We start from the raw sequence: 22,054 nt of genomic DNA, 5'->3' as shown, positions 1-22,054 counted from the left end.
CCCCTGACCCCTGTCCCCTGTTCCCCCCAGCAGCTCGATGGCCTTTTCTAGCTGCGCTTTGCGTACCTCAACGCTCATCTGGCGATAACCTGCCAGTACCTGAGCCACCTCGGGGAAGGGTTGACCCAGGTTTTGCAGCAACTTTTCCAGGCCCCCGGCCACCACCCGATCCTGCGCGCCATCGGCCAGTTCGCGCTGGAGGGGGCGGATGAGGCGGGCTTTGATCTCTTCGCGGGTCACGGGCTCCTCTTTCAGGCTTATTGTATCCAAGCAGACCGGGCGGCTTTTGTGGCCCTGCTGGTCCTGCGTAACGCCTTATGGCCGGGCAATGTCTGAAAAGTCATGGTCGGGATGGGGCCAGCTCTTATACTTGGAAGGTATGGCTTTATCTCAGGTAGAAGTATTGCCCAACGGCCTCACCCTGGCGGTGGAAGAACGTCCCTGGATGCCCGGGGTGGCTTTGCAATTGCTGGTTCCGGTGGGTGCGGTGAACGATCCCGAAGGCATGGAGGGCGCGGCCAGCCTGCTGGAGGGCTGGTTGTGGAAAGGGGCCGGCAGCCGGGATGCGCGGGCGCTGGCCGATGCCTTCGACGACCTGGGGGTGCGCCGCGGCAGCAGCAGCGCCCTCGAGCACACCACTTTTGCCGCGCAGTTTTTGGCCGAAAAGCTCCCGGCGGTGCTCTCGCTGTATGCCGATGTGCTCATGCGCCCCCATCTCCCCGCCGAGGCCCTGGAAGCTGTGCGCCAGATTGCCTTGCAGGAGCTGGCCTCGCTGGAAGACCAGCCCCCAAAAAAGATGTTTGCGGCCCTGCGCCAGGCCGTGTTTGCCAGCCCCCACGGGCGCAACCCCAGCGGCAAAAAGGCCCATCTGGAGGCAATGTCTGCTGAGGCCCTGCGCCGGGATTTTGCTCGGCGCTATGCCCCCCAGGGGGCCATTCTGGCCCTGGTAGGAGGGGTGCGCTTTGAACAGGCCAGGGAAGCCGTGCTCAACGCCCTGGGGGAGTGGAGCGGGCCGGGGGTGAGCTATCCGCCCATCGAGCTACAACCGGTGCATGCCATTCACCTCGAGCAGGACAGCGCCCAGGTGCAGATTGGCCTGGTCTACCCCGATATTTCCTTCGACCACCCCGAGTTTTACAGTGCCCGCCTGGCTGCCCAGGTGCTCTCGGGGGGCAGCAGCAGCCGTCTGTTCACCGAGGTACGGGAGAAGCGTGGCCTGGTTTACTCGGTCTACGCGGCGCCCAACGGCGTCAAGGGCTACAGCTACCTGACCGCCTACGCCGGCACCACCCCCGAGCGGGCCGACGAGACCCTGAAGGTGATGCAGGCCGAAATCACCCGGCTTTCGGAGGGGGTGACCGAGGCGGAGCTCGAGCGCACCAGGATTGGCCTGCGGGCTGCTTTGGTGATGCAGGATGAGTCGTCGCGCTCGAGGGCCGCCAGTATCGCCCGCGACCTCTACCTGCTGGGCCGGGTGCGCCCCCTGGAGGAGATCGAGGCCCAGATTGCTGCCGTAGATGTGCCGCGCATTAACCGCTACTTGGCCGCCAACCCTTACCAAAACCCCTGGATTGCGACCCTGGGGCCAAGAAAGCTGGCAGTTACAGAGTAGTGTTAGAAGCCCAGTGCTCAAGGCCCTAAGGCCAACGATGCAGGACAACTTCCTTTTTTGGAGTAAATATGACCCAAACCAAACCGGCGCTCGAGTTCAAACAAGCCACCCTGGAAAACGGGCTCACGGTAATTGCCGAAATTAACCCCGAGGCCAAAAGCGTGGCCCTGGGCTACTTTTGCAAGACCGGTAGCCGCGACGAAACCCCCGAGATCGCCGGGGTGTCGCACTTTTTGGAACACATGCTGTTCAAGGGCAGCGCAACGCGCGACGCCCTTCAGGTGAACCTCGAGTTCGACCAGATGGGGGCACAGTACAACGCCTATACCTCGGAGGAGAACACCGTCTACTACGCCGCGGTGTTGCCCGAGTTTGCCCCCCGGCTCCTGGAACTCTGGACCGACCTGATGCGCCCGGCCCTGCGTCAGGAAGACTTCGACACCGAAAAGCAGGTCATCCTGGAGGAAATTGCCCTCTACGAAGACCGGCCCAACATCATGCTTTTTGACTGGGGACGGGCCCGCTATTTTGCCGGGCATCCGCTGGGCAACAGCGTACTGGGCACCACCCGGTCGATTTCTGCCCTGACCCGAGACCAGATGGCAGCCTATCAGACCCGGCGTTATGCGCCGTCCAATCTGGTGCTGACCCTGGCGGGCAAGGTGGACTGGGAGCGTACCCTGGCGCAGGTGCAAGAACTCACGGCGACCTGGACTAAGGGTCAGGCCGGCAGGGATTATCCCGACTTGCACCCCGCTGTGGGTGAGCTGCGCGAACCCTATCCCAAGGCCACCCAGACCTACCTGGCGCTACTGGCGCCGGGGGTTTCGGCCCAGGACCCGCGCCGTTATGCGGCCAACATTCTGGCCAACATCCTGGGCGAGGAGGGCAATAGCCGTCTCTTCTGGGCCCTGAGCGATAAAGGCCTGGTGGAGTCGGTGGGGGCGGGTGTGGATGAGGCCGATGGGGCCGGGCTCTATTACATCTACGCCCAGACCGACCCCGCCAACGAGGAAACCGTAAAGGCTGTACTCCGCGATGAACTGGGCCGGCTCGAGCGCGAGGGGGTGCGCCTGGAGGAACTCGAGCGGGCCAAAAACAAGCTGGCCACCGCACTGGTGTTTGCCGGCGAGACCCCCATGCAGCGCCTGATGAGCGTGGGTATCAACTACCTGTACAACCAGACCTACGAGCCCTTGAGCGAGGTGGCCCGCAAGGTCGAGGTGGTTACGCTGGCCGATGTCAACGGGCTTCTGGAGACCCGACCTTTCAGCCAGAGTTTCATCTACAGCCTGGTGCCGGCCCAATAGGAAGCGGGGATGTGGCGGGTCGGGCTGCTGGGCATTTTTCTGTTGGGGAGCGTGTCGCTGGCCCAGAGCGCCCTGGAGCTCGAGGTGCTCCAGCGTACCAACCAGGTGCGCACCGAGCGGGGTCTGCGGCCCCTGCAGTGGGATACACTGGCCCACAAAGCGGCCCTGGGCCATGCCTGGGATATGCTCCGGCGCGGCTTTTTTGCCCACCAGAACCCCGATGGCCTGGGGGCTGCCGAGCGGCTGCGGGCTGCCGGCGTGCTCGAGGTCACGGTAGGGGAGAACCTGGCCAGCTTCGAGGGCTACCCGGACGTAGAAATTCCCCGGCGTTCGCTTACGGGCTGGATGAACAGCCCCGGCCACCGGGCCAACCTGCTCAAGCCCGAGTTCACCCACCTGGGGGTGGCCGTGGTGCGTCAGGGACGGCAGGTGATGGTGGTACAGAACTTCATCGGGCGGCCCTTTGACCCCCAGGTGCGCCTGACCCCGGCCCAGGCCGAACGCACGGTGCTGTTGCTTACCGGTACGGCTTTTGGTACCGTGGGCATCTTCGTGGGCAACAACCTCTATGCCCGCCTCAACCCGCCCATCCAGACCCGCCTCGAGCTCCCTCCAAAAGCCGAGGTGAGCTTCGCAGTGTTCGATGGTCAGACCTGGTGGACGACCCGCAACGGCGAGCGCGGTTTGCGTTTGCAGCAGACCCTCGAGCACAGCCAGGCGCCAGGCCAGCAAGTCTTGCTCAACCTTCCCGCCGGCAATTTCACCCTGGCGGTAGGGTCGCAGCCACGCTTCTGGCAGAATGTGTCCGGGCCGGTGCGCCTCGAGCTGACCCTTCCCGGCACGCTAGAAGCCTTGTGGCTGGGCATCCGCCAGGGCAACAGCGTAAACTACAGCCACCGCATTCCCCTCAAACCGTGAGCTGTTTTCCGGATTGCGGGCACGGCTATGGTTGCGGGCTGCTCTGCGTGCGGTCTTCTGTAGATTTTGGCTGAGCGGGAGGCTTTTTGCACGCTACAGGATGAATTTTGTCGCTGCCTTGCTCGTGCAAGCCAGGCCAGAAGAAGGCCATCTCCACCCCTGCCTGTAGGCGCACCTCCAGGGGTAGAGCCTGCCAGCACTCTTTTTCGGAGGGTACTTCATCGAACCGCTACTTCCGAGCGATGGGTTTCATAAATCCTCAATCCTCGCCGCCGATAACCATTGAGCGTGCGCCCTGCACGTTCAGGTGGCGGATGAACTCGAGCGTACCGTGGGTCATGGGCTCCAACGATATGCTACTATCCCCCGGTGGATTCTCGAGTCCTTCTGGCGATTGGCCTCACCATCCTGCCCTGGGCCTCGGCCTTTGCCGGGATACGTGCGGGCCTTCAAGACTACAGCCCGGCCCACCTGACCCTGCTGCGCTTTCTGGTGGCCTCGGCGGTCATGGTGGCCTATGCCCTGTGGGTGCGGATGCCCCTGCCCGAACGGAGAGACATGCCGGCCATTCTGGGGCTGGGCTTCCTGGGCATTACCGTCTATCACACCGCGCTGAACTTTGGCCAGGTTACGGTGAAAGCCGGGCCGGCGGCGCTCCTGATTGCAGTAGGGCCGGTGTTCGTGGCCCTGATGTCTTATTTTTTCCTGCGCGAACGGCTTTCGGCCTGGGGCTGGCTGGGCATTGCGGTGGCTTTTACCGGCGTGGCCCTGATTGCCGTGGGCAACCACCCTGGCAGCTTTCAGTTGGAGCCGGGGGCCTTGCTGATTGTGCTTTCGGCCTTCGTGACCTCGGTCTACTTCGTGTTTCAGCGCAAACTGGTGCGAAAATACAACCCCCTCAACTTCACCGCCTACACTATCTGGGCCGGAACGCTGCCGCTGCTGGTGTTCTGGCCGGGCCTCTGGTCCGAGATGCAAGCCGCCTCGGCTCAGGCCACCGGGAGCGTGGTGTACCTGGGCGTGGTGCCGGGTGCGCTTTCCTACCTGACCTGGAACTACGCCCTGAGCCGGGCCCCTGCATCGCAGGTAACCAGTTTTCTGTACGTCTCCCCGGTGTTCGCTACCCTGATTGCTTACTTCTGGCTGGGGGAGGTGCCGGGGGTGTTGGCCCTGGTGGGGGGTGGAATCGCTCTGGCTGGGGTGGTTATTGTGAACACTTTGGGCAAGGTGACCCAGCAATAGACAATCGCCCAGAGACCATAGACAATAATCCATAATGGCTGAGATTCTCCCCATTCGCCTGTACGGCGACCCCATCCTGAAGAAAAAAGCCCTGCCGGTGCAGGATTTTAGCGGTATACCCAGGCTGGCCGAGAACATGCTCGAGACCATGTTCGAAGCAAGGGGGGTGGGGCTGGCTGCTCCCCAGGTCGGCATTAGCCAGCGGTTGTTTGTGGCCGCCGAGTACCTCGACGATGAGGGAGAGGAAGAAGGCCCCGAGGCCGACCTCAAAACCCGCGTCAAGTCGCTTTATGTGATGGTGAACCCGGTCATCACCTACCGCGCCGGCCAGCAGTCCATCACCGAGGGTTGTCTTTCACTACCGGGCCTCTATGCCGAAGGGGCCCAGCGCGATTTGCAGGTGCGGGTCGAGTACCAGAACGAGAAGGGCGAACAGAAAGTGCTCGAGGCCGAGGGCTACCTGGCGGTGGTCATGCAGCACGAGATTGACCACCTCGACGGCATCCTCTTCTTCCAACGGATGTCCTTTGCCGATAAGCAAAAGTTTTTGGAAGAACACCGCGAAGACCTGGCCGAGTTTCAGCGGCAGGCCAAGGCCTTTTTGCGCGAGGAAGCTGCACGCCTGGGGCAGGCCAGGTAAGGTCAATAGTCGATAGTCTTCAGTCAACGGTCTGCTGCCTTCTAAATAATCCATCATGACCTCTCAACCCCTGCGCCGCCGTCTTGCTTTTTTTGGCTCGCCAGCCTGGGCCGTGCCGGTACTGGAAGCCCTGCACCGCCACCACGAAGTGGTGCTGGTGGTCACCCAGCCCGACAAGCCTGCCGGGCGGGGTTTGCGCCTGACGCCCTGCCCGGTGGCCGCCTGGGCCGAGGCGAGCGGCCTGCGGGTGGAGAAACCTGCACGGCTCCGCAAAAACCCCGAATTTCTGGCGCTCTTCCAAAGCCTGGGCCTCGAGGTTGCCGTAACGGCAGCCTATGGCAAAATCCTCCCCGCCGAGCTGCTGGAGGTTCCCAGGTTTGGCTTTTTGAACCTGCACCCCTCCGACCTGCCCAAGTACCGGGGCCCCGCGCCGGTGCAGTGGACGCTCATCAACGGCGAGACCGAAACGGCAGTTTGCATCATGCAGACCGATGTGGGCATGGACACCGGCCCGGTGGTGGCGAGGTGGCGCACCGCCGTCGAACCCCACGAGACCGCGGTAGAACTCGCTAACCGCTTGCGCGACAAGGGCATCGAGCTACTCCTGGATGCCCTGGCCGACCTCGAGCACCTGCAACCCACTCCCCAGCCCCCTGAGGGGACTCACGCGCCCATGCTGCAAAAGGACGACGGTAAAATTGTCTGGGAGCGCACTGCCCTGGAAATCTACAACCGCCACCGGGGGGTAGAGCCCTGGCCGGGTAGCTGGTTTGAGTACCAGGGTAAGCGGGTGAAAGTGACACGCATGTCATGCGTCGAGGATTCAGCGAATACCCAGATGCGGGTGCCGGGAACGGTGGTGCAGATGGGCCAGGGCTTGGTAGTGGCTACCGGCGAGGGTTATATCCGGCTGCTCGAGGTTCAACCCGAAGGGAAAAAGCCCATGCCTGCCGTAGACTGGGCGCGGGGCGCGCGCCTCAGGCCCGGCGACCGCTTGGGCTGACTCCGGCTAGAGCTTGCTGGCTCCATAATGGTTGCATAGCCCATGAGTACCATGGATAAGGTGAAACTGGCCGGACGCTACAGGCTTGTGGCCCCCCTGGGCGAGGGGGGCATGGCTGAGGTCTGGCGGGCTACCGACGAGCGTATGGATCGCCCGGTAGCAGTCAAGATTCTGCACACCTACCTGCACCCCAGCGAGCGCAACCGCTTTTTCCGCGAGGTCAAGGCCTTGTCCAAGCTCTCCCACCCGGGCGTGGTGCAAATATTCGATCTAGGTGAGGAAGAGGGGCGCACCTACTTCGTGATGGAGCTGGTCGAGGGCGGTAGCTACGACCGCCTGGGCCCCTTCGAAGATGGCCTGGAAGGCCTGCGCCTGCTCACGGCCTCGGCGCGGGTGCTGGAAGCCCTGGGGCACCTACACCACCGGGGCGTGATCCACCGCGATCTGACCCCGCGCAACATCTTGGTTACGCCCGAGGGCCAGCCTAAGGTCATGGACTTTGGCCTGGCCTACCTGATGCAGGAAAGCCGCCACTTTACCCGCACCGGCATTACGGTGGGCACGCCCGAGTACATGGCCCCTGAGCAGGCCAAGGGCCTCTCCCTTACTCCCCAGGCCGACCTGTACAGCTTTGGCGCGGTGCTCTACCGCACCTTTACCGGCCAGCCCCTGTTCGAGGGAGAGAACGACCAGTCGGTGCTCTACCAGCACGTCTACGAGCCCCCCCGGCCGCCCCAGAGCCTGAACCCGGCCATTCCGGCCGAGATAGCCAGCCTGATTCAGGCGCTCTTACAAAAATCCCCCGGCGAACGCCCGGCCAATGCTGCCACGGCCCACGCGGTGCTGGAAGAAACCCTGCGCCGCTACCGCGAGAGCCTCTCGGCCACCCCACGGGCGGGGGCCAGCCGCAGCGGGCATTATCCTACCGGCCCGGCTCGGCCCGAAAAACTGGAACTGCGTGGCACCTACGACCTTTCGGGCGAGGTGGCCTGGCCGGGAGAGCTCGTAGCCCGCGAGGGCAGCCTCTGGGTGGGGGCGGGGCAGGGCATCGCCCGCCTCGACCTGACCGATGGCTCGGTCTACCGCCAGCGCTTAGGCGACGAGGTCTCGGCCCCGCCGGTGGTGACCGAGGAGCGGGTGTATGTGGCGGCCTGGGATGGCCGCCTGACCGGGATGTCGCTCTCAGGCCGGCCCATCCTGAGTTTTCCTACCCGTGCCGAGATTACCGCCGCACCCCTGGTAGCCGACCTCATCTACCTGGCTGGGCGCGATGGCTTTTTGTATGCCCTCGAGGCCAGCGGCACCCTGCGCTGGGGTTTCCAGGCCGGGAGCGAGCTTTCGGCCTCGCCCACGCTCTACCGGGGTTTGTTGTTTGTGGCCAGCGAGGGCGGCTGGCTGTATGCCCTAGACCCCCTGAGCGGCCACCTGCGCTACAAAGTGGAGACAGGGGCGGTGCACACGGCCTTGCCGGCCCGGGGGGGGCTCTTGTTCATTCCCACCTGGGCTGGAGAAATCCACGCCTTCGATCCTCTAACCCGCGAGGTGCAGTGGAGCTTCGACCTCGAGGGCGAGCTTTGGGGCGCACCGGCCCTGGACGACCGGCATCTGTACGCTGCGAGCTGGGCCGGCACACTGTACGCCCTGAACCAAAAAACCGGCGATGAGGTGTGGAAGCTCGAGGTCGGCCAGGTGACGGCGGGGCTCTCCATTGCCCACGGGGTGCTCTATCTGGGCACCGAGGAAGGCCGGGTGCTGGGCGTAGACACCCAGAGCGGGCGTCTGCTTTTCGAGGCCACCGGCCTGGGCCCCATCCAGGTGCCGCCCCTGCCCTACCGGGGGGCCCTTTTTGTGGCCACGCTGGGTGGGAAGCTGTACCGGTTTGCCTGATATAAGGCGGCTGAACCCATTCAACCAGTCGGGAAAATCCCCTGGTTGGCTAGAATATTCAAGCTGTGTCCTTGCGCCTGACCGACGAACAACAAGCCATCGTGGCTCACAACGAGGGGCCTGCACTGGTTTTCGCCGTGGCCGGAGCAGGCAAGACCACCGCGCTGGTGCACCGCTTGGAGCGCCTGGTGCGCGAGCGGGTTTTTGAGCCGCGCAGGATTCTGGCTACTTCCTTTAGCCGCATGGCAGTGGACGACCTCAGGCGTGCGCTCTCGCGTTGGCCCCACACCCACGGGGTGCAGGTCTCCACCCTGCACGCCCTGGGCTACCGCATTGTGCGCAAGGCCGCTTCGGAGGGGCTTTTGAAGCTGGCCGAGCTGAAGGAAGAGGGCTCGGAGCAGGCCCTCTTGCAGCGCACTCTGCGGCGGGCTCGAGACCTGAAACTGTCCTGGGCACCCGAGCTAGAAAACCTCGAGCCCGAGGACTTCCTGAGCTATGTGGGGGCCTGCAAGGGCAACCTGCAATACGCCGACCTGAAGGGGGCCAGTCTGCCTCCGGCGGCCCTCCAGGTTGCCTCGCAGGCCGAAGCGCCCCGGGAGCTCGAGTGGTACCTGGACTTGTACCGGCTCTTTGAGCAGGTGCGACGGGCCGAAGGGCTTCTTACCTTCGACGATATGCTGCTGCAGGGCTGGGAGGTGCTGGTGCGCTACCCGGACATCCTGCAAACTGTGCAAAAGGCTTTTCAAGCGGTGCTGGTGGACGAGTTTCAGGATGTGAACCTGGCCCAGTCGGAGCTGCTTGACCTGATTACCGCCCCGAACCGCAACTACATGGCCGTGGGCGACGACGACCAGACCATCTACGAGTGGCGGGGTGCCAGCCCCCGCTTCATCCTGGAGTTTGCCCAGCGCTATCAGGCGAAAAAATACCTGATCCGCGACAGCTTCCGCTGCCCGGCGCCGCAGGTGGCGCTGGCCGGGCGGGTGATTGCGCAGAACCAGCAGCGCGAGCCCAAGCGCCTGAGCCTGACCAGGGGTTTTACGGGCCGGGTGCACCTGCGGATGGAGCCCCACATGCCCGCCCAGGCGCAAAGCCTGGTAAGCGACATAGCCGGTCTGCTCGCGGAGGGCCGAAAGCCAGCCGAGATGGTGGTGCTGGTGCGGCTTTATGCCCAGACCCCTTACCTCGAGCAGGCCCTGATCGAGCGGCAAATCCCCTACCGGGTGGTGGGCAGCCCGCCCTTTTACCAGCGTCCGGAGATCCAGGGGCTTCTGGCCTACCTGCGCCTGGCCCAAGGGGGCCTGGAAGAAGAACATAAGCGTTTGTGGCTGCAAATCTACAACACCCCCAAGCGTTACCTGAGCCGTGCCCTGGCCGATGCTGTCTGGCGACGGGTGGAGCAGGGGGCCTCGTTGGTGGAGGCCCTCAAAGCCGAGGCGGCGGGTGCAGAGGAGCGGGTTGGCAGGCGTCTGCATGAGCTGGCCGAGCTGTTTACGTGGCTGGGCGGGGTGCTGGAGCGTGGCACAGCCCATGCCGTACTGGAGGCGCTCGAGGCCCGCCTGGACTACCGCCGCCATCTGTTGCGTTCCTCGGGTTTCTACGAGGTGGGGGCGGGCAAGGCCGAGGGGGTGCGGGCTTTTTTGGAGTATGCCCGCGACAAGGGCAGCGTGGACGACCTGCTACGGCACATCGAGCTGTTAGCCCAGGAACACCTGGGCGACGACCCAGCCCAGGACACCCCCGAGCGGGTGAGCCTGATGACCATCTTCCGGGCCAAGGGCCTCGAGTGGCCCCTGGTCTTCATCCCCGACTGCAACGAGGGCACCCTCCCCTATAGCGGTTCGCAGAACCTCGAGGAAGAACGCCGCCTTTTTTACGTGGCCCTGACCCGAAGCGCCCAGCACACCTACCTCTACGCCCTTTCCAGCCTGCCGCTCTCGCCCTTCCTCAAAGAAGCCGAGCACCTGCAAGTGCTGGGAGCCGTGGAGCGGGTGGGGGAGGCCCTGGCCCTCTTGCCCGAAGAACTTTCCACGGCCCAGACCCTGGCCCTGGCCCAGGGAGCACACAAGCTGGGCCTCGAGCGCTACTTGTACCAGTGGTGGAACGCCCCGCAGGCGCCTGGGGTTGCCGCCAAGGTACTGAGGCTTTTTGCCCGAGCCGAGCAGGCTGGTTGGCTGGAGGCGCTGGGGCTCAGCCTCGAGGCCAAAACCCTTTGGGAAGCCTTCGATGTGGAGCCGGGCCAGGGGGCAGAAGGCGAGTTCGCCGACCTCGAGCGCTTCCTCCTCAAGCGCCCGGCCCCAGGTGGCCCCCCCGCCCTCAAACCCGGCCAAAAGGTCAAGCACATCCAGTTTGGCACCGGGTTGGTGGTGAGTCTGGAAGACGGCGTGGCCACGGTGGCTTTTGGCGATGGGGTTCGTAAGCTGGCCCTGCGCTACGCAAGGCTCGAGGTGGTGGGGTAGGTATCTTTGGCTTCAGCCTGGTTTCAGTGAGCGGTGCTAGCCTAAAGAGGCAGGAACCAGGGGAAGCCGTGTTTTGGCCGAAGACAAGCAGGTGCCAGCGCGGCTTGAAAACTGCGTCCTCCGACTTCCGCTGCATTACACCCTGCGTTATCCGATTCTCTTTTGGGTTGGTTCCGGTCATGATGGTGAAGGTGAAACCGCTTCTACGCAGCATCTTTCTTTTGGGGCTTTTTAGCCTGGTCTGGGCGCACGGGGGGCATTATCTGCCTGCCTCTGGGCCGGGGGCGGCCGACTTCAAGCCGCCCAGAACGCTCCCCAGCGTGGAGCTGCGTTCGCACGAGAACAAGGCGTTTGTGTTTCCCCCCAAGGGCCCGGCGGTGGTGCTCTTTGGCTACACCCAATGCCCCGACGCCTGCCCCCTCACGCTGGGCCGCCTGCTACCTGCTTACGAGGCCCTGGGCGCCCCACCCCACCTGCGGTTACTGCTCCTGAGCGTGGACGAGCGCGACACCCCCCAAACGCTGCAAAAATATCTGCGGGGTTTTGCGCCGGTACAGGGCCTCACCGGTAAGCCCGAAACCATCCGCCCTATTGCCGAGGCCGCCAGGGTCGAGTACAACCTGGCCCCCGGTGGGCGGCTGCTTTTTCATACCGACGCTATGGCCCTGCTGGACGCCCAGGGGCGGTTGGTACGGATGCTCTATGGGGTCAGCCGCCTTTCCACCGCTAAGCTGAAGGAAGAAATAGCCCAACTGCTGAGGTAAATATGCCGAAACGTTTGCCGCTGCTGGTTTTTTTGGCCCTGGGTTCCATTGCAGCCGGGCCGGCCCAACCCCCTACCTACTACGGGGAAGTGGCCGAGATTCTGCAAGCCAACTGCGCGGGTTGTCATACCGAAGGGGGTATTGCGCCCTTTCCCCTCGACGATGCCCGCTGGGCCCGCAACATGGCAGCGGCCATTGCCGACTCGGTGAAGCAGGGCCGGATGCCACCCTGGCCCCCCGGCGAGGGCACACCCCCCCTGAAGGACGAGCGCAAGCTTTCCGCCAGCGCCAAGGCTGCCCTGGTTGCCTGGGCCGAGGCAGGTGCGCCGTTGGGTGACCCCAGGCCGGTAGCTGCTAAAGCAGCCGTGCCCGCTCCACAGCCCGACCTGGTGGCCACACTAAACCCCCCCTACACCCCCGACGATGCCTTGCAGGACGATTACCGCTGCTTCCTGATGCCTGCAACGTTCGACCGCGACACCTACATGACCGGCTACAAGATTATTCCGGGTGACAAGCGCAGCGTGCATCACGTGATCTTGTTCCTGATCGGCCCCGATATGGTGGAGGCCGCCGAGGCCAAAGACCGCGCCGAGCCCGGCCCCGGCTGGAAGTGCTTTGGCGGGCCGGGCCTGAGCAGCGACCCCCGCAACATCGGCGGCATTCTGGGCTTCTGGGTACCAGGCGGGGGGGCCACCTTGCTGCCAGAGGGTACCGGGCGACTCCTGCGGGCAGGCAGCCGGGTGGTGATGCAGGTGCACTACAACACTGCCTCGGGCGCCAATCCCGACGCCACCCAGATGGCTTTGTACCTGGCCCCCAAAGGGGTGCAGCTCAAGCGCCTGGTGGGCATGACCCTGGCCGCTCCGGTGGAGATCAGGTGCCCGCCCGGCCTGACCGGGGAAGCCTGTACCCGCGAGTACGCTCGAGCCAGAACCGAGCTGGGCTTTATTGCCGACTGGATTCACCTGCTGTGCAACACCTCCATCGAGGGCTATGCCCAGCGCAACGTGGGCGATGGCAGCCGTCAGGCCACTTCCTGCGACTGGACAGCCCAAAGCGCCATGGAGGTCTATGGCGTGACCGCCCACATGCACTTGCGGGGGGTGGAGTTCAAGGTGGAGGTCAACCCCGGTACGGCGGGGGCCCGGACGCTCTTCTACATTCCCCAGTGGAACTTCCAGTGGCAGGGCGAGTACTGGTACCAGACCCCCCTCCGGCTGCGCCAGGGCGACCGGGTGCGGGTCACATGCGTCCACGACAATAAATCGGCCATCCCTGGCCCGGGTGGGGAGATCTTGCCGCCCCGCTATATGACCTGGGGTGAGGGGACTACCGACGAGATGTGCCTGGGCTCGCTCTTCGGGGTGCGGGAGTAGGGGAGAAGCCGTGTGGCGCAGGGCCATTCCGCCGACCATAGCCCTCTGGGTCTGGAGCCTTGGGGCACTGGGCTGGGCTCAACCGAGCGATCCACTGGTGATGGAACGCTGCGTGACCCTTTTCCAGACCCTGCGCCCCCAGTTTGCCTATGCCGAGCGGGCGGCGCCCCAGCGCTTCTTGCTGCGGGTGGTGCTGGGAGTGGACGGCGTGCCGGTGTCGCGCCTCACGGTAAACATAGACCTGACCCCGGTGCCGCTGGGCCTCGAGGACATCGCGGTGGTGGCGTTGGATCGCCCCGTGCAGGATGCCCTGCGATTGCGCAACCAGATTGCCCGGCGCTTTGAGGGGGTGACCCAAACCCTCAACCTGGGCAACTGGTACGTGAGTGAGCCTCGAGGCTACCGCTGCTTCCTGACCCATCAGGGCCGGGTGGTGGGGGTGCTGGGGCTGGGGCGGAACTTAGAACCCCTGTCAGACCCCCGTTGGCTGGCGGCCTACCAGCGTTCGCCGGTGCGGTTTTCGGCGGTGGAGCCTCCGATTCGGTAGCCATGCCGATGCCTTCTGTCTGGCGGGAGCAAGGAGGCATGTGAAGGCGAACACCTGTGCCATCTGATACCAGATTCGGTTAGTTCGTCACCCTTTGGTGACGAACTAACCCGACCGAAGTTATCCGCGTAGCGGAGGGCGATACCGCCCCTTGGAAGTTATCCGCGTAGCGGAGGGCGATACCGCCCCTTGGAAGGGAGACGCTTTCTTCGCCGACCGACAGTGAAGGGCCATCGGCCCCCGGCTAGCGCCGGTACTCAAGGGAGGGGTGTGCACTAGGATTCAAAAAGACAGCCTCTGGTGTTTTTGGTTTTGTAAACTGTCTTTTTGAATCCGGTATGAATAAGCGGATCGGCTTCATATTGGCCGCCGGGCTGCCGTCATCCAGCCGAACGCGGGAGCATGAGATGCGATTCATGGTTGTCGTGCTACCTGCAAGCCTCGGACTTCGGTCCGAGGTAGATGACGCGCCAGTGAGGAGGCCGATATAGTGAAACTGTGTTTCTCCTCGTTGGCCCTCCGGCCTCTGGCAAAACCACCCTCCTGCTCGAGGTCGCGTACAGCTACCTGCAACAGCGCAAGCGGGTCTGGTGGGTCTGCTTGCCGGCGCAAAAAGCCTATGTCTACCGCCGTGCAACCGAGAACGGCGCGCTGCTGGGCCTCGAGGTGCTCACCTCGCAGCAGCTTTACTATCGGCTGCTGGCTGCCAGCTTTGGCCTAAAGCCCATTCTGACCGGGCCGAGCCGGGTGGCGCTGGTGGGGGAGACGCTGATATCTGGCGAAGGCCCCCTGCCCAGCCCGGGCGAGGCCCGCTTGTTTACCCGGGCAATTGCCGAGGCCAAGCGCAACGGGGTGGCGCCCCAGCAGATACCCCCGCTGGGCCCCGAGGCCCGGCGTTTACAAAAGGTCTACGCCCGCTACGAGGAACTCAAGACCGTCTGGGGTCGCTGGGACTACGACGACTTTCGCGCTGGGGCGCTGGCCTTGCTGGAGCAGGGACAGGTGCAGCTCGAGCGTCAGACGAGGCCTGTGCAGTCTGTGGAGTCCGCCTCCTGGCGCAGCGGGTCCGCGCCCATCGGCCTCGAGCCCGACCTGGTGGTAGTGGACGGCTTCCGCGAGCTGGGTGTACTGGAACTTCGGCTGTTGCAGGCGCTTTCGGTGCACGTGCCGGTCTGGGTTGGGCTGCCGGAGGCCCCGCCCGGCCTTTCGCCCAACGCGACGCTGCCCCCCCGCCCTATCCAGACGCAAACCTACCGCGCCCAGAACCCGGTGAGCGAGGCCCGCTGGGTGATGCGGTCCCTCAAGCGCGACCTGGCTTTGGGTTATAAGGCCCTCGAGGTGGCCGTGGTGGCGCCGGAGTCCCGGATTCCGGCCCTGCTCACTTTGGCCGACGAGTACGGCCTGCCCCTGGTGGATTACCGCCCCCGCAGCGCCGCCGACACCCCCGAGGGGCGGCTCTTGCTCGAGCTTTTGGAGCTGCCCGACTACCCCACCCCTTCTCGCCTGCTGGCCGTGCCCGACCTGGCCCCCCTGGGCCGGGCAGCCCTCGAGCGCAGCCTGGTGGGCAATGCTGCCATTGCCCGGCTGGCGGCAGAACTGGGGCTTTACGACCTGTGGATGGCCTGGCTTTCGCGCCTTAAGTCCCCTGGCGAGGAAGGGTCGGCTTTCAACAACCGCAGCACCATCTCCCAGCAGTCCTCGCTGGCCTGGGCCGAAGAACTGCTCGACTCCCTGCCCGAGGTGCGCCACAGCCCGCGCCGGGCCACCCTGATGGAGCGGGCCTTGGAGGCCCACCGCATCGCTACCGGCCCTGATTTTCGTCACTGGTGGGCGGCCTTGCTGGCCGAGACCTACGAGCCGCACCGTCCGCCAGGGGGGGTGGCCCTGCTTACGCCTACCCTGGCCTCAGGCCAGCGCTGGAAGAAGCTTTACCTGAGCTACGCGGTGGAGGGAGCTTACAGTACCGGCGAACAGGAAGACTACTTCGTGCCCGAGGAATGGCGCATGGGTTTGGAGGAAGCCCTGCGGCAAGCCGGCGGCCTCTTGCCCAAGCGTTTTTTGGGGCGGGATCGCTTGCTTTTGCAGGAACTCCAAGCCCGCGCCGACGAGGTGATCATCACTTACCCCGAGGCCAGCCAGGAGGGGCCCCTCGAGCCCGAGCCGGCCCTGGTGGGCAGGCATCCGCCGCCCTATCTGCCCAGGCTGCCCCTGGCCAGCCTGCTGGAGTCGGCCCCTTCCGAGGGCTACCAGCCCCCCCTGGGCTCGGTGAATCTGGGGCCACCCCGGGTAGAAGACCTGCGTCGCTATAGCGAATGTAGCTTTCAGTTTTGGGCCCAGGGCCTCATACCCCTGCCGGAGGCGCTCGAGTGGTGGCGGCAGTGGGTGCGCGAGCTGCGTAAGGCCGAGAAACTGGTACCGGCACGGCTTCAGGCCCTATCCCAGCAGTTTTCCCAGGCCGAAGGCTGGATGCGCCATCACTACAGTCTTCTGGGGGAGCTGAGCCTGGGCTTCAGGCTACAGGGCCAGGGGCTGGAAGCCTACCTGGACGGGGTGCTGCGCAAGGGCAGCGAGGCCCACATTTACCGCTTTGTAGCTCCTGAAACCCCTCCCAAGGAGGCCGAGGAGCAGGTACGTGGCCGCTGGAGTGAGCGCTGGGCTGCCGGCTACCTGCTTTCGGCCTTCAAGGGGCGCATCCGGCAGGTGTATATCTGGGCTTGGCCGGTGCTGGGTGAGCCGGTGCTGGTCTACGGCAAGCCCATCGAAAAGGTCTGGGATTCGCTCATGCATCTGCTGAACAAAACCCAGCAAGTACATAGCCGCTACAAGGCGGGGGTGATAGAACCCAACCCCGGCTTTCGTTGCCGTAGCTGCAGCGTGAAGGATGTGTGCCGTGAGGGAAGAACAGGTTAGGCCGACCCACTCCTCATCAATTCCCATGCTTGGGACAGCCGCGGTTGGATACTCCCTCCCGGATTGTTTTGTCAGTCGGGGCCCCCTCAACAGGACGAGGTCTTTTTAGCTTCAGGAAGGATACACCCAGGTTTTCTATCAGAACTTGAACGAGAATGCGAAGCTAAAAGGGGTGGCCAGGCGGGGGGTGGCGAAATAGTCGTCTGGGGGGAGCAAAAAGAGCGAAATCTCCGGCGTGAACACAAACCGCCCCACCGGGATGTTGACCCCAATACCAAAGCCGGGGTTCAGGCGCAATCCGCTGCACTGCAAGGGGGCGTTGTTCAGGCTCTGGCACTGCACGTAGCTGTACATGCGGGGCCCGATGTAGCCCTGGCCGGTTTCCAGGGGAATGGGCCAGAAGTACCCTACGTCCAGCCCCACCCCGCCGCCGCTCACGGTTTCGGTAATGGAGTTCATCCCGTTGTAGCGATAGGTGTTGTAGGTCTCCCAGGCCACGCTAAAGGCAGCGGCCAGGCCTTCTTGCAGATAGGAAGCCCGGGCAAATGCCGAGGCGCCCCCGCGCGGGGCCACAATCAGGTCGGCGCCCCAGGGCCCCTGGGTGTACTGGAACCCGAAACCTTCGGGGCCGCTACGCAGGCCCAAGGCCGCTGTGCCATCGGCAGATTGCACCCTTGCGGCCAGGGGGGTGGACACAAAAGGCACGAAGCCGTTGCCGTAGCCTATCGCCCCCGGCGGGGCTACGTTGGAGGGGGCACAGGCGGAGAACAATAATGCAAGCAGTACTACCGGAATGAGGTGGGCTTTCATACCCCTTCATCCTACGCAGCCCATGCAGGGCGATAAGTTCAAATGCCCTTTGATACAGAGGTTTTGCCCGCTGCTGCCCGCTCGAGCAGGTAGGCTTCCAGGTGCTTCTTGAAAGCCTCCATCAAAGCTCGGGCGTAAGGCCCCACCAGGCCGCTACCTACGGGTTTGTCTTCGATCTGGGTAATGGGCATGACCTGCCGGGTGGCCCCGGTCAGGAGCACCTCGTCGGCGGTGAACAGTTCGCCCAGGGCAATGGCGCGCTCCTCGATGGGCAGCAGGGGCTTTGCCACCTGCAGCATGTGCTTGCGGGTGATGCCCGGCAAGACCCCTTCCCGCGCGGTGATGAGCACGCCGTTCTTGATGACGGAAAGGCTGCTGCGTCCCCCTTCCGAGACCCATTGCCCATCGTGATAAACCACCTCGGTGGCCCCCTCGGCCCGCACCCGCCGGGCGAGGCGCACCGCTACCAGGTAGTCGGTGGTCTTGGCCTCGGGCAGCTCGCGCAGGTTCTGGTGCAGAATCACCTTACCGCCCTGCTCGTAGAGGTGGGGCGGGGGTGGGTTGACCGCAATGGGGGCCATGACCAGGTTGGGCCTGCCAGGGGTAAAGGCGTCCTCGGAGTAGCCGCCCGTCAGGAGCATCTGGATGCCGCCCTGCTCAAGATGGTTCATCCGAATAAGCTCCAGAATGAAGCCCTCGAGCGTATCGCGGCTGTAGGGCAGCTCGAGCTCCAAAAGCCGGGCGGAATTCTCGAAGCGCTGTAGGTGGTCTTCCAGAAAAACCGGAATCCCCCGCAAAATACGAAAAAACTCGAACACCCCATAGCCCCGCCGCAGGCCCAGATCCGAAATGTGCAGGCTGGCCTGGGCGTGCTCGACAATGGTTCCGTTGATGTGGGCGTACTTCACAAAAAACCTCTAACGCTCGAATTCTAGCAGGTTCTTGCTATAATGCTTCCAGACAGGAGAAACATGGCTACAGCCGATACCAAGCCGCCGGTTCAACTCGACCTACCTGCGTCCGTAGAACTATCTGCAGTAGAGGGGATCGAATTCGAGGAGATTTCAGCGGACGAGCAGGAACGCATAGTGGCCGAGGCTCTCGAGCGCAATGCGGAGGTATTGCGTGGCCTTGCCCAGCGCTAGTTTCTTTTATCGTTACAAGGGACACCGTTACCCCACAGGCAAGTTGGTTGAAGTGCTACACCGCAACGCCCTGGTTCGCTATGGAGGACTGGAGGGCGTCCGGGACAAATCGGCTCTGGAGTCTGCTTTATATGCTCCTATCTCGACGGCGGGTGGAGAGGATGCTTATCCGACGTTCTTCAGCAAAGTTGCGGCCCTGGGATTTCGGCTGGTTAGAAACCATGCCTTTCACGACGCCAACAAACGCACAGCTTGGCTCGTGGTGGAAACCACCTTGCACGCCAATAACTACTACATCAGCCGGCCAGCCATCGAGATTGAGGACATTATGGTTATGATGGCTGCAGGCTATCTCAGTATCGAGGGATTTCGAGTCTTTTTGCTCATTGCCTGCAACCAGGACTACACCGACAAACACCTGTGAAAGTTCGCGTCGCCTCCGCCGGAACAGGTAAGACCGCCAGCCTGGTCTTGCGCTACCTGGAGCTTATTTCTTCTGGTACGCCCCTGCGTCGCATCGCGGGCGTGACCTTTACCCGCAAGGCCGCCGACGAACTGCGGGTGCGGGTGGGGGCCGCCATCGAAGAAGTGCTCGCTACCGGGCGCCACCTGGATTTTCAAGCCCCCGAGGGGAGCCAGGCCGCCTTTCTGGAGGCCGCCCGCGAGATTACGGGGGCTACCCTGAGTACCATCCATGGCTTCATGGGCCAGTGCCTGCGGCTTGCGGCCCCCCTGTTGCGCCTCGACCCCGACTTCTCCATGCTGGGCGACTGGGAAGCTCTGGCCCTGTTCGAGGAAGAGTGGAACACCCTGCGCTATCTGGCCCAGGATCCGGGCCATCTGCTCTTCGGCGAGGCCACCGACGACCTGACCGAACCCCTCCTGCACCTGTTTTCCAGGCGCTCTCTGGCCGAAGTCTTCGAGCCTGCCGAAGGGGAGTCCAACCAGCGTTTGCTGAGGGTTTATGCGGCGGTATATGCCGCTTACGAGGCCCGCCTGGGGGCCAACCTGCTCTCGCCTTCTGAACTCGAGCGCCGCGCCCTGGAACTTACCCGCCACCCCCACGCTTTGGAGCGGGTGCTCGAGCGGGTGCGGGTGCTCCTGGTAGACGAGTACCAGGACGTAAACCCCCTGCAAGGGGCTTTTTTCCAGGCCCTCGAGCGGGCCGGACTCGACCTGGAGATCGTGGGTGACCCCAAACAGTCCATCTACGCATTTCGCAACGCCGATGTGGCCGTCTTCCGCACGGCTCTGCGCGAGGGTGAGTTGCAGCCCCCCCTGACCCGCACCTACCGGCACAGCCAGGTGCTGGTGCGCTTTTTGAACCGCCTGACCAAACAGATGGCCATCCAGGGTTGGGGCATTGGCTTGAGCGAAGCCCCGCCTGTGGAGGGGGTCCGGCCCGATAAAGGGCGGATGGAAGTTCACTGGGTCGTGGGTGAGTGGCCCATGGACGTGCTGCGCAAACGGGAGGCACAGGTGCTGGCCCAGCGCTTGGCAGAGCTAAGGGGGCCCCTCGATTACAACCAGATGGCTGTGCTGGTGCGCTCATACCAAAGCGTGCGCTTTCTGGAAGAAGCCTTCGAGGCGGCCCAGATTCCTTATGTAATGTTGCAGGGACGGGGCTATTACGAGCGACAGGAAGTGCGCGACCTTTACCACACCTTGCGGGCCGCCCTCGACCCCCAGGGGCTTTCGCTGGCGGTATTTTTGCGAAGCCCCTTCGGACAGCACACCGAAGAGGGGCCTCTCAAGCCCCTGGAGCTGGCCCAAATCGAGCAGGTGCTGCAATCGAGTGCGCCCCTGCAAGCCCTGGAACACCGGTGGCCCAGCGTGTATGAGCGTCTGCGGCGAATCCAGACGTGCTTGCGGACCTCGGCGCCGCTCGAGGTGCTCAAGTTCCTGATCCGTGAACCCCTGATGGCAAGCCGGGCCTACCCCGAGTTTCTGGAGCCTCGCGCACGGGAAAACGTGGATGCTTTGCTCTTTTACTTTGCCCCGCGTCCACCCGAGAACCTCGAGGGCTTGCTGGAGCGGCTTCAGATGCTCTCCCGCCAGGCCGACGCGGGCGATGTGCCGCAGTCGGGCGAGGGTGTGCAAATCCTGACCATCCACCGCGCCAAGGGGCTGGAGTGGCCTTTGGTGGCGGTGTTTGACCTGGGGCGAAGAAACACCCACCAGGCCCAGCCCCTCTACCTGAGCGAGGGCCCGGAGTCGGCGCAGGGCCGCCTGAGGCAGTGGGTGGCCCTGCCGGATACCCCCCAGTTTGAGGCCTTCAGAGCGCAGGTTAAGCAAAAGGAAGAGGAAGAGAGCTACCGCCTCTTCTACGTGGCGGCCTCGAGGGCCCGCGACACCCTGCTGCTTACCGCCAGCGCCAGTAACGGCCAGCCCGAGGGCTGGGGCCGGGTGCTGGAGGCCCTCCGGCTGGGCCCGAACAGGCCCTCCCTCCACCAGCCCGACCTGAGGCTTCAGACCTGGCCTTTCCAGCCGGTGCAGGAGGCCCCGGTCTTCCGGCCGCCCGAGCCCCTACCAACCTCAGCCTGGGTGGCCGCCCGCTTCGAGACCGAGCCTTTTCCCCCACTCTTCTCACCCTCGGCCTACAAGCGCCAGGAGGCCGAACCCCTGCCGCTTCCCGACCCCGAAGAAGGGGAGACTTTGCCGGGCCGGGCCAGGGCCATCGGAACGCTAGTACACTACGCCATCGGGCAGAACTGGCGCCCCGACAACCCCGCACATTTGGCCAACCTCGAGGCCCAGGAGGTGATGTTTCCCTATGACCCCGACGAGCGGGCCGGCATCATGGACGAAGTGAAAGCCCTGCTGCAAAGCTACCAGGGGCTTCTGGGCACACAGCTCCCCTGGCCCCGCGACGAGGACTACCCCGAGTTCGCGATAGCCCTCCCCCTGGGCACAACCGTCTGGCAGGGGGTTATAGACCGGCTCTACCGGGTGGGTGAGCAGTGGTACCTGGAAGACTACAAGACCGACCAGGAGACGCGGCCCGAGCAGTATTACTTCCAGCTTGGGGTCTACCTGGCCGCCGTTCGGCAGGCCTGGCAGATAGAACCCGAGGTGCGGCTGGTGTACCTACGTTTTGGCGAGGTCATCCGGTTGGAGAAGACCTTCCTGGAGGCTGCCCTGAACGAGATCAGGCCCTCTGAAAAGCGAAATGGTTTTACGTAGCCAGGTTCCTGACCTCCAGGTTTCCCGGCAATCTGGCTGCTTTTCGCCCACCGCCTTCGGCCTTGAGCCTTCAGCAATCTGCGGCGTTATACCAGATTCGGTTAGTTCGTCACCATAGGGTGACGAACTAACCCGACCGAAGTTATCCGCGTAGCGGAGGGCGATACCGCCCCTTGGAAGGGAGACGCTTTCTTCGCCGACCGACAGTGAAGGGCCATCGGCCCCCGGCTAGCGCCGGTACTCAA

The 22,054-nt window shown here is 64.0% G+C and carries 17 protein-coding genes and 1 pseudogene; 15 read left to right on the top strand and 3 right to left on the bottom strand.

Annotation, left to right across the window (positions count from 1 at the left end):
• Nucleotides 1-240, bottom strand: a pseudogene (locus Mhypo_RS12875) (ATP-dependent DNA helicase RecG); the annotation flags it as partial.
• Between the two features lie 139 nt (nucleotides 241-379).
• Between Mhypo_RS12875 and Mhypo_RS12870 the strand changes: the two are divergent.
• From Mhypo_RS12870 to Mhypo_RS12810, 12 genes are all read left to right on the top strand, one after another.
• Nucleotides 380-1,612: a M16 family metallopeptidase gene (locus Mhypo_RS12870; protein ID WP_119341693.1), complete on the top strand. Its 1,233-nt coding sequence runs from the start codon at nucleotides 380-382 to the stop codon at nucleotides 1,610-1,612.
• A gap of 68 nt (nucleotides 1,613-1,680) precedes the next feature.
• A complete protein-coding gene (locus Mhypo_RS12865; protein WP_119341692.1) occupies nucleotides 1,681-2,922 on the top strand; it encodes a M16 family metallopeptidase in 1,242 nt (413 codons plus the stop codon).
• A 9-nt stretch (nucleotides 2,923-2,931) separates the two neighbouring features.
• Nucleotides 2,932-3,840, top strand: coding sequence for a CAP domain-containing protein (locus Mhypo_RS12860; protein WP_119341691.1), 909 nt, complete (start codon nucleotides 2,932-2,934; stop codon nucleotides 3,838-3,840).
• A 369-nt stretch (nucleotides 3,841-4,209) separates the two neighbouring features.
• Complete coding sequence (locus tag Mhypo_RS12850; RefSeq protein ID WP_119341690.1) at nucleotides 4,210-5,082, top strand: DMT family transporter; 873 nt, start codon at nucleotides 4,210-4,212, stop codon at nucleotides 5,080-5,082.
• Between the two features lie 34 nt (nucleotides 5,083-5,116).
• Nucleotides 5,117-5,722 (top strand): peptide deformylase, encoded by a 606-nt coding sequence (def, locus tag Mhypo_RS12845; RefSeq protein WP_119341689.1) that lies wholly within the window; start codon nucleotides 5,117-5,119, stop codon nucleotides 5,720-5,722.
• Nucleotides 5,723-5,777: 55 nt separating this feature from the next.
• Nucleotides 5,778-6,725 carry a methionyl-tRNA formyltransferase gene (fmt, locus tag Mhypo_RS12840; RefSeq protein ID WP_119341688.1) on the top strand — a complete coding sequence of 316 codons (948 nt, stop codon included), beginning with the start codon at nucleotides 5,778-5,780 and terminating at the stop codon, nucleotides 6,723-6,725.
• 51 nt (nucleotides 6,726-6,776) lie between these two features.
• Nucleotides 6,777-8,612, top strand: a complete 1,836-nt coding sequence (locus tag Mhypo_RS12835; protein ID WP_170148295.1) for a protein kinase domain-containing protein — start codon at nucleotides 6,777-6,779, stop codon at nucleotides 8,610-8,612.
• A 65-nt stretch (nucleotides 8,613-8,677) separates the two neighbouring features.
• On the top strand, nucleotides 8,678-11,071 hold the full coding sequence (locus Mhypo_RS12830) for an ATP-dependent helicase (RefSeq protein WP_119341686.1): 2,394 nt from the start codon (nucleotides 8,678-8,680) through the stop codon (nucleotides 11,069-11,071).
• A 191-nt stretch (nucleotides 11,072-11,262) separates the two neighbouring features.
• Complete coding sequence (locus tag Mhypo_RS12825; protein ID WP_170148294.1) at nucleotides 11,263-11,835, top strand: SCO family protein; 573 nt, start codon at nucleotides 11,263-11,265, stop codon at nucleotides 11,833-11,835.
• Nucleotides 11,836-11,837: 2 nt separating this feature from the next.
• Nucleotides 11,838-13,214 (top strand): c-type cytochrome, encoded by a 1,377-nt coding sequence (locus tag Mhypo_RS12820; protein ID WP_119341684.1) that lies wholly within the window; start codon nucleotides 11,838-11,840, stop codon nucleotides 13,212-13,214.
• Nucleotides 13,215-13,224: 10 nt separating this feature from the next.
• Nucleotides 13,225-13,761, top strand: coding sequence for a hypothetical protein (locus tag Mhypo_RS12815; protein ID WP_240637247.1), 537 nt, complete (start codon nucleotides 13,225-13,227; stop codon nucleotides 13,759-13,761).
• A gap of 498 nt (nucleotides 13,762-14,259) precedes the next feature.
• On the top strand, nucleotides 14,260-16,671 hold the full coding sequence (locus Mhypo_RS12810) for a PD-(D/E)XK nuclease family protein (protein WP_119341683.1): 2,412 nt from the start codon (nucleotides 14,260-14,262) through the stop codon (nucleotides 16,669-16,671).
• Nucleotides 16,672-16,809: 138 nt separating this feature from the next.
• Here the strand turns inward: Mhypo_RS12810 and Mhypo_RS18600 are convergent, their stop codons facing one another.
• A complete protein-coding gene (locus Mhypo_RS18600; RefSeq protein WP_240637246.1) occupies nucleotides 16,810-17,481 on the bottom strand; it encodes a hypothetical protein in 672 nt (223 codons plus the stop codon).
• A 38-nt stretch (nucleotides 17,482-17,519) separates the two neighbouring features.
• Nucleotides 17,520-18,389, bottom strand: coding sequence for an aminotransferase class IV (locus Mhypo_RS12800; protein WP_119341682.1), 870 nt, complete (start codon nucleotides 18,387-18,389; stop codon nucleotides 17,520-17,522).
• A gap of 63 nt (nucleotides 18,390-18,452) precedes the next feature.
• Here Mhypo_RS12800 and Mhypo_RS18165 point away from each other — a divergent pair, with 63 nt between their 5' ends.
• Genes Mhypo_RS18165 through Mhypo_RS12785 form a run of 3 tightly spaced genes read left to right on the top strand, consistent with a single transcriptional unit; the run spans nucleotide 18,453 to nucleotide 21,809 of the window.
• Complete coding sequence (locus Mhypo_RS18165; protein ID WP_170148293.1) at nucleotides 18,453-18,626, top strand: hypothetical protein; 174 nt, start codon at nucleotides 18,453-18,455, stop codon at nucleotides 18,624-18,626.
• Nucleotides 18,607-19,050: a type II toxin-antitoxin system death-on-curing family toxin gene (locus tag Mhypo_RS12790; RefSeq protein ID WP_119341680.1), complete on the top strand. Its 444-nt coding sequence runs from the start codon at nucleotides 18,607-18,609 to the stop codon at nucleotides 19,048-19,050. Before Mhypo_RS18165 ends, Mhypo_RS12790 begins: the two co-directional genes overlap by 20 nt.
• Nucleotides 19,047-21,809, top strand: a complete 2,763-nt coding sequence (locus Mhypo_RS12785; RefSeq protein WP_119341679.1) for a UvrD-helicase domain-containing protein — start codon at nucleotides 19,047-19,049, stop codon at nucleotides 21,807-21,809. The genes Mhypo_RS12790 and Mhypo_RS12785 overlap by 4 nt, the downstream gene beginning before the upstream one ends.
• The last annotated feature ends 245 nt before the right edge of the window (nucleotides 21,810-22,054 follow it).

It is taken from the genome of Meiothermus hypogaeus, from assembly GCF_003574035.1.
GTDB classification, from domain to species: Bacteria; Deinococcota; Deinococci; order Deinococcales; family Thermaceae; genus Meiothermus; species Meiothermus hypogaeus.
The sequence above is the reverse complement of the archived record's forward strand: the minus strand, read 5'-3'. Positions and strand labels throughout refer to the sequence as shown.